General features: G+C 57.0%; 6 protein-coding genes. All 6 read right to left on the bottom strand.

Annotated features, from left to right (window positions below; translation table 11 throughout):
• Positions 1–23 precede the first annotated feature (23 nt).
• The 6 genes from CUJ89_RS00035 to dnaA all read right to left on the bottom strand — a co-directional run bounded on the left by CUJ89_RS00035 (position 24) and on the right by dnaA (position 11,841).
• Positions 24–701, bottom strand: coding sequence for a DUF4391 domain-containing protein (locus CUJ89_RS00035; protein ID WP_114175267.1), 678 nt, complete (start codon positions 699–701; stop codon positions 24–26).
• Positions 698–3,994 (bottom strand): helicase-related protein, encoded by a 3,297-nt coding sequence (locus CUJ89_RS00030; protein WP_114175265.1) that lies wholly within the window; start codon positions 3,992–3,994, stop codon positions 698–700. The genes CUJ89_RS00035 and CUJ89_RS00030 overlap by 4 nt, the downstream gene beginning before the upstream one ends.
• A 26-nt stretch (positions 3,995–4,020) precedes the next feature.
• Complete coding sequence (locus tag CUJ89_RS00025) at positions 4,021–5,817, bottom strand: GmrSD restriction endonuclease domain-containing protein (protein ID WP_114175263.1); 1,797 nt, start codon at positions 5,815–5,817, stop codon at positions 4,021–4,023.
• A gap of 502 nt (positions 5,818–6,319) precedes the next feature.
• The gene (gene gyrB / locus CUJ89_RS00020; RefSeq protein WP_114175261.1) at positions 6,320–8,794 is read right to left on the bottom strand and encodes a DNA topoisomerase (ATP-hydrolyzing) subunit B; all 2,475 of its coding nucleotides are present in this window, start codon (positions 8,792–8,794) and stop codon (positions 6,320–6,322) included.
• A gap of 193 nt (positions 8,795–8,987) precedes the next feature.
• Positions 8,988–10,094, bottom strand: coding sequence for a DNA polymerase III subunit beta (gene dnaN, locus CUJ89_RS00010; RefSeq protein ID WP_114175259.1), 1,107 nt, complete (start codon positions 10,092–10,094; stop codon positions 8,988–8,990).
• A 169-nt stretch (positions 10,095–10,263) separates the two neighbouring features.
• Positions 10,264–11,841: a chromosomal replication initiator protein DnaA gene (gene dnaA, locus CUJ89_RS00005; protein ID WP_114175257.1), complete on the bottom strand. Its 1,578-nt coding sequence runs from the start codon at positions 11,839–11,841 to the stop codon at positions 10,264–10,266.

The raw sequence follows: 11,841 nt of genomic DNA, 5'->3' as shown, positions 1-11,841 counted from the left end.
TCTTTTCCTCGAGCCGTCCGTATTCAGCGGCTCAATTCTTCAAGTTCGGTTTTCAGTTTCCGCAACGTGACATTGATCTCCACTTTGCGGTTAAATTGTTTCTCTCTTTCCAGCCGTATAGTGGTCTTTTCCACCTCGTGCCGCTTGGCCCGCGCCTGCTCCACGCGGGCCACCAGTTTGGTGAGAGTCTCTTGCGGGCGCACTAACAGGGGTAGCAGGCGGCGCAGCAGCTGCTCGTATAGGCCGCCTAGATCCACCGCCAGCGGCATGGCAGCACGAGGGCAGCCGACCGGCAGCCAGTCCGTTCCAAAGTAGTCGGAGAGCACCCAGCGGCTCGCATCCGCTTCGTTCGGACGTTTGTAGCAGGCAACCACCTGCATGCGACCGTCGAAGGCTAGCTCGAAGATGATGGGAAATTGTACCGCCTCATCAATGCAACGCAGCACATCCCGATTCAGCTCCGGTGTCTTGAGCTGAATGGTGAAAACCTGTATCTCCGGAATACCCTGTCGAGCGGGAAGATTGATGGTTTCAGGAGCCAATTTGTATTGCCAAACGATCTGCTCGACCTGCCTCACGAATAGATCCTTCATCCGCTTGTTAGCTCCGCTGTGCTCGTAAATCTTGTTCTTAGGCAGTGTCCGGCCGAAGATCGCTTTCTCCGGATACGTGACGTAGGCAGGATGGGAGATTTGACTCATTCTGCCTCCTGAACCACCAAAAAGGCGATCAACTCAAAATCGTCCAGCCCGGAAATGCTTTGAGTGAGCGCAGTGGTCTTGCCGCCGCTGAACAGGCTATCCAAATCCCTTTCGTCCTTAACCTCGATCATCGAGCGAATGGCCTTGTTTAGCAGCTCGGAATACGCCTTCATCTTGCGGCCGTCTGCCGTTTCCTGATTGAATCGTTGGCACACATCGACGATGGATTGTGCCTGCCCCTTACAGCACGTGCGCGCCAAATCAAGCAGGCGCTTGACCTCCGTATGGTCATGAACGACTTCTCCATCTCGATCAATGTAGACGAGATAGTAAGGGTGAAGCCGATTGTGCTGAGGCAAGTGGGCGGCAGGATTCATGCCCGAGTTACGATTGCGCAGTGTAAAAATCACGCCGGGCCGCAGGCCAAGCTCCGGAGCAGCGGGTACGACAGCGTGAAGTCCGTTGGGAGCCTTTTCAAGTTCGCCATGAGCTTTGACATAGTTCAACAAGTCCATGCGGAAGTCGTTGAGGCCAAGGTCAGTGATCGAAACTCCGGTTTTCAGATCCTCGAGCTCTATCACTTCCTCTTGCAGGCGACGCAGTTGTTCTTTGCGATAAGAAACGTCGTTTGCCTGCGCGGAAAGCACATTGTCGTCACCGGTGGCGGTAACGTCCGCGATCATCATCCTGCTTTCGACACGCTCTTTGAGGTTGATATACTCGTCAAGCGAGATGTCGGGCCAGTAGTTGACTAACTGGATACTGCTATTGATCGAGCCGATACGATCCACGCGACCAAAGCGCTGGATGATCCGCACCGGGTTCCAATGGATGTCGTAGTTGATCAGGTAGTCGCAGTCTTGGAGGTTCTGGCCTTCCGAGATGCAGTCGGTGCCAATTAAAAGATCGATCTCGTCTGGCTCATTAGGCAATACGACCATTTTTTCTTTGGAACGCGGCGAGAAGAGCGTGAGCAGTTCCTGGAAGTCGTAGCTGTTCGTCAAGGTGGACTTGGGCGTACCCTTGCCCGTTACCTTGGCCGAATGCAGTTGCCGGTTGCTCAACAGTTCGGGAGCGAGGTTAGCGTACAGATAGTCCGCCGTGTCAGAAAAGGCGGTGAAGATCAGTACCTTATTGTTGCCTGGGTTGATCGGGTTGGCGATTTTATCCAGAACATGCGCTTTCAAGTGTTGGAGCTTGGCATCATCGGCAGGCGTGATCTTACCCATCGAAGTCAATAGGGCCTCGATGAGCTCCAAATCGGCATTCAGGTCGTATTGCCAAGACGGCAAGTCCATGTCGGCGAGGCTGATTTTGACCTTGCCCCCGATCTTATCGCTGCCGTCATCTTCACTCCAATCGGGCAGATCATCCTCGTCGGGGTCAATGTTTTCCAACTCGACGGCCAAATCGCTTACGCAGCTAGAGTGTCCAGTTTGTTTGAACGATGTGATCTTGGCCAGCGTCCACTGGTTCTTTTTTTGCAGAGATTCTAAAGTTAGGCAGAATGCAGCCACTGAGCTTTCCAGCCGCTTAAGCAGGTTCACAGTCATCAGTGCCTGAAGCCCGCTTTCTCTGCCAGCCAAACTCAAGTTGCCCGCGGTATCGCCGGATTGTGCGTTGTATCGCTCGACGTACGCCTGGAGTCTACTGGGTAGGATGTAGGCCGCTGGGGCATATACGGCGAGCTTGAGCCGAGTGAGATGCTCAAATATTTCATTAAACCCCATCACGTCGGCACGGCGGGTTAGGGGTTCATGAAAGGAAAGAGGCTTACGACGATCTGGGAAATGGCCGATGTCCTTGGTGTCGTAGAAAGTCTGAATGTGCTTGCGCGAACGCGCTATGGTCACGCTATCCAGCAGCTCGAAGAAATCGAAATCCAACGCGTCCAAAATGGCGCGAGCCGTGCGCTCCTCTGGTGGCAACTTCGCCCAGGTATTGAAGGCAGTTTGCGCGAGACGGAATATCTCCTCGATGGATTTTCCGACACGAAGCTTCTTGCTGAGATTTTCAGAGTCGCCCTCATAGGCGAGAGCCAACTGATTACGCAGATCGTTGAAGCGGTTGTTGACGGGTGTGGCCGACAACATTAGGACCTTGGTCTTGACACCCTCCTTGATGACCTTGTTCATGAGCTTCTGGTAACGCGTCTCCCTGTCCTTGGCGACGTCGCTGTTGCGGAAGTTATGCGACTCATCGATGACGACGAGGTCATAATTGTCCCAGTTGATACGATTCAGCGGTGTGCCGAACGACTCACCGCGGGTTCGGTTGAGATCGGTGTGGCACAGCACGTCATAGCTGAAGCGATCTCGGGCGAAGAGATTGGTCTTAAGATTGTGGTTGTAGGTCAGCCAGTTGTCTGCCAGTTTCTTGGGGCAAAGCACCAGCACGGACTTGTTCCGCAGCTCGTAGTATTTGATGACCGCAAGTGCGGTAAACGTTTTACCTAAACCCACACTATCGGCCAAAATACAGCCGTTGTAAGTCTCCAGCTTGTTGATGATGCCGGTGGCCGCGTCCTTTTGGTAGTTGAAGAGTTTGTTCCAGATCAGGGTGTCTTGATAACCCGTGCGATCGTTCGGCAGAACGTCCTCGTCAACGTCATCCAGGAACTCGTTAAAGATGTTGTAGAGCATCAAGAAATAGATGCTCTCCGGTGAGTTTTCCTGATACACCGAAGCGATGTGATCGCAGATCTGCGCAGTAACGTCTTCCAATTTTTCGGGATCGTTCCAGATCTGATCGAACAGAGTGAGCCAAGTCGCCGTGCAGGTCGGCTCGTCCATCTTGTTGACCAGATTCGAAACGGCGTTGCCGTGCTGGTAGCCCAGGTCAACGGCGGTAAAGCCGTGCAATGGCATGTACGCGATGCTCGCGACGGCCGACTGTACGCTGGCAAACTGCTGCATCAGAGCCTTGCTACGATTACTCTTGAACGTGGCCTTGCGGCGCAACCAGTCAGCGCACTCCTTTGCAACAGCCCGCTGGGTGAGCTTGTTGCGCAGTTGAATTTCAAATTCACTGCCGTAAAGACTGCGCTCGCGATCGTGCTTGGGAATATGGAACTCGCGGCGCTCCTTACGAATCTCGTCGGTTACTTCGTCCGCGACGAAGGTGGGGGAGGTGAAAATGAACCTCAATTCATCGATCTGCTCCAGCTCTTCCTTCAATACCTCGTAGGCGTACATCGAGAAGCAGGACGCCGCGACCTTCAACCGCGCCCCAGGCTGGAGCGCTAGTTTCAGGTCGTCGCCAAGCAGACGATTGATGTTGTCGATGATTTCCATGAGATTAGATTCCCCCGCCGACTCTCTTAGAGCACTTTGAACCACGCTTTAATCTTGAGTGCCATCAAATTTCTCCGCTCTTCCAAGAAATTCTCATACTTGGCAACTTTTCCATCAAGCATGGAGACTGGGATACAGTTTGCCTCCAAATTCGCAATCAGCTCGTCTCTGTTGTCGATACCGCCATATTTCTTATGTCCGCCGCTACATTGCGTTGCCAATTCTTTGAAGTACACAGCCGGGTCTTTCGCCCCGATAGAAATGTTAATTTCATTTTGCGCAACGACGTAGTTGGCGATCTGGTTGTACATTGCAGCTTTGAACTGCTGATCCGTGAGATGCTTTTTGGGATAGACGTGGTGTACATCAGACTGATTGAGAAGTAAATCAAGTACAGTAATATCGCGAGACAGGAATCCTTTGTCTCCCAATTTTGTTTGGGCAGCCTTATAACAGAGAAAATATGGACTTTTTATCGATGAGGTTGCCATGAATTGTGGAAGCATCCCGCTCCAGTAGCTATCCGGCAACTCGTTCGCGATGGTTGCATCTACATATTGCTGAATTCCCTGAGATTCGATCTGCCGGATGTCGAAATCGAACTGAGATTCGGGAGACCCACTGTAACGACCTCGAAGCATTGACATGGCGTACCAACGTCGAACAGCTCGCTCAAGATCGGGCGCTAGCACGCCACTCTTTCGCCCTCGCAAGTAGAGGACGTATGCGAAATTTACGGCATTCTGGCTACTGATGAGTGAACTGGAGACAAAGCCAGCCGAGCGCAAGATCATCGTAAAGCGATTGAAGTGCGTCTCGTTGATGAACGATAGCACTCCATTCTTCAACCTGCTGAACGACTTCTCGGCGATAACCTCTTCAAATTGTTTTGTCTCAAAGTTACGCCCCGACAAAAGTGCAACGAGATCCTGCAGTTTTCCGCGACCGAATTCTGATGTAAACGCTACGCGTAACATGTCGGTGTAGGTGGGATCATATATATCATCGTTGATATTGCAGATCCATTTCATCTTCCCATAGAACTCGGATGCGACGAAGGCTTTGTCCGATGTCTCGATTTTCGACTTGAAATCAGGTGCGGCGGCCAAATGACAGAAGTAGTCGATTGCCTTGCGGAGCAGATTGCCGCCGTATGATTCATTGACAGCAATCTTGGACATGGCGAAGTCGGCTTGCGATAGTGATGCGCCAGCAGAGTTGACTCGAATGAAGATTTCCGTAACCGTCTCGATATCCAGGTCTTCAGCAAGCTCAATCACGCCAACATGGTTGTGAACAATGCCACGCAACTTTTCGATAACCTTGAAGACTTTGTCTTGCGTACATCCCGCGTTGGCTGAACAGTAGTCGCTGACCAGTTGAAAGACGCTGGATTGTGGATTGAATGCGGCTGAAACGTCTGGTATCCATGCACTATTCTTGCGGATGGCAGGGTTGGATACCTCGAAGGTCTCTTCCTGTGGGTTAAATGCTATACGAATCTGGACACTTTCATAGTCATCGTTCAGGACTTCAACTCCCAATAGCGATGCCATTAAGGCGGTGACACGTTGCTGCCCATCGATCAATATGCGTTTTCCTGATGACGTCGTGCCATCCTTGAGCTTGACGTTGGGGTTCTTCCACGCAATGAGGTAACCGACTGGATACCCTTGATACAGCGAGTCAAGAAGATTTCGAACACGAGTTGCTTCCCAAACGAAGGGGCGCTGAATCTCAGGAATGGCAATTTCTCCTGACTTTACCCAAGTCAGTAGAGTTTCGATCGGATGTGGTGTAACAGAGTAGCGTTGGGTCGACATCGCTGAAATGGGCTAGGTTTAATTTGGCAAATTACGGGGATTCAATTTCCGCTCTGGTTATGGCGTAATGCGCCGGGCGAATCAGGTCCTTTGAGCGGATCAAGTAGGATCACAGTCGCGATCAATCGATTGCCCCCGTCCTTGTTCTGGCAAGCTCGCATGCATCCGATTGAAGGATGCGATCCCGCCCCTTGCCCACGGCGCGATCTTCATGGACGGTTCGGACTAAAAATAGGGTCATATCATGTTCCGAGTGTCCCGCGCCTGTGCTCCTCAGATGTGCGTCGTTGCTGTCACAGCCGACAGCGAGTGCACGATGTTGAACTTGAAGTCGGTGTCGCGGAACCCGGGTTTGAGCAAGTGCACGAGGCTGTCAATTCAGATCGCGGAAAGAAGTAATCATAGCCCTATAGCGGTACGACTTACTCGATAGAAAAAGCCCATAAGTTTCTCAACTTATGGGCCTCGCCCTCAAGGTTTATGCGGTTATCTGTAGATTGCGTCAAACGTCAATATTCCCCGCCCTCAACGCATTGCTCTCAATAAACGCCCGCCGCGGCTCCACATCATCCCCCATAAGGGTAGTAAAGATCCCATCCGCCGCGATCGCATCCTCGATCTGCACACGCAGCAACCGCCGCACCGCCGGATCCATCGTCGTTTCCCACAGCTGCCCGGGGTTCATCTCCCCCAGCCCCTTATACCGCTGCTTCGAAACATTCCGCTCGGCATCCGCAAGCAACCACTTCATCGCGCTCTTGAAGTTCGTCACAGCCATGCTGCGCTCGCCGCGCTTGATGACCGCACCTTCCTCGATGAGCCCCTTGAACGTATTCGCGGTAGTCACGAGCTGCTGATAATCCGCGGTGTGCTGGAATTCCTGGTCGATGACCGAAACCCGAACATTCCCGTGATGCGTGCGCTCAACCCGCAGCGACCGTTGTTCTCGAACGGGGTCATACGAAGGCACAACGCGCACTTCGTTCTTGAGCGCTTCATCATGCAGCGCCGCGTGCAACGCCTTGGCCGAAACCTCAGTCGAAGCCTCGTTGGACAAATCGATCGCAACGCCGTCCATGATCGCTTCGAGCGCCGCCGGGTCATACAACCGGCTCAACCGGTTGATCACGCTCTGCGACAGCAGATACGACCGCGCGAGCTCCCCAAGCGCATCGCCTGAAATCGCCGTCGCATTCTCGCCAGGCACCAGCTCCGACCCTTGCAGGGCCAACCGGAGCATATGCGCGTTGAGTTCCGTATCGTCCTTCAGATACCGCTCGTCCTTGCCCGCCTTGATCTTGTAAAGCGGCGGCTGCGCGATATACACATAGCCGCGCTCGATCATGTCCGGCATTTGTCGATAGAGGAACGTGAGCAGCAGCGTGCGGATGTGCGCACCGTCGACGTCCGCGTCGGTCATGATGATGATGCGGTGATACCGAAGCTTGTCGAGGTTGTAATCGTCCTTGCCGATCCCGCACCCGAGCGCGGTCACGAGCGTGACGATCTGCTCCGACGACAGCAGCTTGTCGTACCGCGCCTTCTCGACGTTCAGCACCTTGCCGCGCAGCGGCAGGATTGCCTGGAACTTCCGGTCACGCCCTTGCTTGGCCGAGCCACCTGCCGAGTCACCCTCGACGATGTAGATTTCGCACTTCGCCGGGTCTTTCTCCTGGCAGTCCGCGAGCTTGCCCGGCAGGCCAACACCGTCGAGCACGCCTTTGCGTCGCGTCATCTCACGCGCCTTCCGCGCAGCATCGCGCGCCCGGGCAGCTTCAACGATCTTCCCGCAAATGATCTTCGCGTCGTTCGGCGTTTCCAGCAGGAATTCTTCCAGCGCCTTCGCCACGACATCTTCAACCGGCGCACGCACCTCGGAAGAAACCAGCTTGTCCTTGGTCTGCGAGCTGAACTTCGGCTCCGGCACCTTCACGGAGAGCACGCACGACAACCCTTCGCGCATGTCATCGCCGGACGTTTCGACCTTGGCTTTCTTCGCGATTTCGTTGTCGGTGATGTACTTGTTGATGACGCGCGTCATCGCCGCACGCAAACCGGTAAGGTGCGACCCGCCATCGCGTTGCGGGATGTTGTTCGTGAAGCACAGCACGTTTTCGTTGTAGCTGTCGTTCCACTGCATCGCGACTTCCACGCCGATGCCATCCTTCTCGCCGTTGATGTGGAAGATGGTCGGATGCAGGTTGGTCTTCGTCTTGTTGATGTACTCGACGAAGCCCTTCACGCCACCCGCGAACGCGAAATCGTCTTCCTTGCCCGAGCGCAGGTCGGTCAACCGAATCCGCACGCCGTTATTCAGGAACGAAAGCTCGCGCATCCGCTTCGCAAGAATGTCGTAGTGATACTCGACCGTCCCGAAGATCGTCGGATCGGCCATGAAGTGCACTTCGGTGCCGCGGTTCTCGGTATCGCCGGTCACCAGCATTGGCGACACTTCCACGCCATCCACCATCTCGAGCACGCGATCCTGCGCAACACCGCGATGGAACTCCATGAAACGCTTCTTGCCGCCGCGGCGCACGGTGAGGCGCAGCCAGCTCGACAGTGCGTTCACGCACGACACGCCCACGCCGTGCAGGCCGCCGGACACCTTGTAGCTGTTCTGGTCGAACTTGCCGCCGGCATGCAGCTCGGTCATCACGATCTCGGCGGCGCTGCGCTTCGGCTCGTGCTTGTCGTTCATCTTCACGTCGGTCGGAATCCCGCGGCCGTTGTCGGTCACGGAAATCGAGTTGTCGGCGTGAATCGTGACGTGGATGTCGTTGCAGTACCCGGCCAGCGCTTCGTCGATCGAGTTGTCGAGCACCTCGAACACGAGGTGATGCAGACCGGTGCCGTCCGACGTGTCGCCGATGTACATCCCGGGGCGCTTGCGCACCGCTTCCAGACCTTCGAGGATCTGGATCGACGAGGCGCCGTAGCTGCTGTTATCGGGTTGCGAATTGTGCTGTTCACTCATGGATATCTTCCGGTTCTGCGAGGCCACTCAAGTGGCGGCGCGGTGCGTTTCAGCGAGAGAAATCGCCGGGCCGCTCCAGTTTCCTGGCCCGTCCACGGCGCCGGTAAGGCGCCGAAAAGACGGGTTATCGATTCGCCATAAAAACGCCAAAGGGGCTTGCCGCCCCCTGGTGTGTGCCGTGATGTCGCGCGCGTCAGATGCGCATCGGCATCACGACATACTTGAATTCCTCGTTCTCGGGCACCGTGATCAGGGCGCTCGAGCTGGCGTCGCCAAGGCTCACCTGCACGGTGTCGACCTTCAGGTTCGCGAGCACGTCGAGGAGGTAGGTGACGTTGAAGCCGATGTCGACGGTATCGCCCTGGTAGGCGATTTCGAGTTCTTCCTGCGCCTCTTCCTGATCGGCGTTGGTCGACATGATCTTCAGCTGGCCCGGCGCGATGATGCAGCGCACGCCCTTGAACTTGTCCGAGGTCAAAATGGCCGCGCGCTGCAGCGAACGCTGCAGTTCTTCACGGCCGATCTCGAACGTGTTCTTGTGCGCCTTCGGGATCACGCGCTGGAAGTCGGGGAACTTGCCCTCGACCAGCTTCGACACGAGCTCGACCTGGCCGAACGTGAACTTGGCCTGGGTTTGCGCGATGTCGATGGTGACAGTGTCGTCGATGTCTTCGAGCAGGCGCTGCAGCTCGAGAATGGTCTTGCGCGGGACGATCACTTCCTGGCGGCCGAACGTGCCGCCTTCGATCTTCATCGACGAGAACGCGAGGCGGTGGCCGTCGGTGGCCACGGCCATCAGCTGGTCGCCGTCGACGACGAGCAGCATGCCGTTCAGGTAGTAGCGGATGTCCTGCTGCGCCATCGCGAAGTGCACCATGCCGAGCAGCTGGCGGAACGACTTCTGCGGGACGGTGAGGGTCGCGCCGAAATCCTTCGCCTGCGCGACGGTCGGGAACTCGTCGGCCGCGAGCGTCTGCAGTGCGAAGCGGCTCTTGCCGGACTGAACGGTGAGGCGCTTGTCGGCGAGCGACAGCGTGACCTGGCCGTCAGGCATCGCGCGCAGGATGTCGAGCAGCTTGCGGGCCGCGACGGTGGTGGCCACCTGGTCACCGCCGACGCCGAAATCGGCGCGCGTGGTGATCTGCAGCTCCAGGTCGGTCGACAGGAACGAAACGTCCGGGCCGTTCTTGGTGATCAGCAGGTTGGCGAGGATCGGCAACGTATGGCGGCGTTCGACGATGCCGCTGACCGTTTGCAGCGGCCTGAGGAGGGTGTCTCGTTCGGTCTTGACCAGTTGCATAGAGTTCCTTCGTTGAGTAACGGCCTGCAGCGCAGCAGCCTCGCAGCGCCCCGCCAGCCGGGCTCTTGGCCCACTACCGCCGGGGCGGTCAAACCAGTATTGTGCCTCAAAACCGAACCGCCCCCCTTAATTTGGGGCGGATGCCGAATTAACAAGCGCGCCCGCGGGCTCAGCCTTTCAGCGTCTGTTCCAGCACGTGCAGCTCGTGGTTGAGCTGCGCATCCTTGCTCCGTTCGTCGGCGATCTTGCGCACCGCGTGCAGCACGGTGGTGTGGTCGCGCCCGCCGAACAGCTCGCCGATTTCCGGCAGGCTCTTCTGCGTGAGTTCCTTGGCGAGATACATCGCGATCTGCCGCGGCCGCGCGATGTTCGCCGGACGCTTCTTCGAATACATGTCGGCGACCTTGATGTTGTAGAAGTCGGCGACGGTCTTCTGGATGTTCTCGACCGAAATCTGCCGGTTCTGCACGGTCAGCAAGTCTTTCAGCGCTTCCTTGGTCAGCTCGATCGAAATTTCACGACCGTGGAACTTCGAATACGCGAGGATCTTGCGCAGCGCGCCTTCGAGCTCGCGCACGTTCGAGCGCAGGTGCTTCGCGACGAAGAACGCGACGTCTTCCGACAGGTTCACGCCCTCCGACTGCGCCTTGCGCATCAGGATCGCGACCCGCATTTCCAGTTCGGGCGGCTCGATCGCGACGGTGAGGCCCGAGTCGAAGCGCGAGATCAGGCGATCGTCGATCCCCGAAATTTCCTTCGGGTAGGTATCGCTGGTGATGATCACCTGCGCCTTGTTCGCGACCAGCGCCTCGAACGCGTAGAAGAATTCTTCCTGGGTGCGCGACTTGCCGGAGAAGAACTGGATATCGTCGATCAGCAGCAGGTCGAGCGAGTGGTAGTAGCGCTTGAAATCGTCGAACGCCTTGCGCTGGTACGCCTTCACCACGTCCGACACGTATTGCTCGGCGTGGATGTAGCGGATTCGCGCGCCGGCCTTGTCGAGCAGCAGCTGGTTGCCGATCGCGTGGATCAGGTGGGTCTTGCCGAGGCCGACGCCGCCGTACAGGAACAGCGGGTTGTACGAGATGCCGGGGTTGTCCGCGACCTGGATCGCGGCGGCGCGCGCGAGTTGGTTGGCCTTGCCGGTCACGAAATTGTCGAACGTGAGCACGGGGTTCAGCTTCGAACGCTCGTACATCGAATCGGTTTCGCCGCCGGCGGGCGCGGCGCCGGGGCCCGGCCGCCACGTGCGGCGGCCGGCCGCCGCTTCGTGCGCGGGCAGGCTGGGCAGGTCGATGTCGGCGTCGTCGGCGTTCAGGTGGTGCGCGGCGGCGGCCGACGGCGTCATCGGCACGTTAGCCGGCGCGCCGGGCGCACCCGATGCATGGGCGGTGAAGTTCGCGGCGATCGCGGCCACCGCGGCGGCCGGGCCGCCGGCCGTCAGCGGCGCGCGCGGGGCGGCCGCCGACGCGGCGCCGGGTGCGGCGCTGCGCATGCCGGCCTTCGGATCGAGGACGAATTGAACTTCGATCGGCGCATTCCAGAAATCCTGGGCCAGAGCGGAGATCCGGCCCGAAAACTGGCTCTTGACCCAGTCCAGCTTGAAACGGTTCGGCGCGGCGATGGACAGCGTGTTCGCCGACGCATCGAAGGCCACCGGGGCCAAGGGTTTGATCCACGTCACGTACTGCTGGGGCGTGAGCTCGCGCTCCAGCAGTGCGGAACAGTGTTGCCAGAAATCGTTCAT

Origin of the sequence: Burkholderia pyrrocinia (genome assembly GCF_003330765.1) — a bacterium.
In the GTDB taxonomy this organism is placed as follows: Bacteria; Pseudomonadota; Gammaproteobacteria; order Burkholderiales; family Burkholderiaceae; genus Burkholderia; species Burkholderia pyrrocinia_B.
This window is presented reverse-complemented; position numbering and strand designations above follow the sequence as displayed.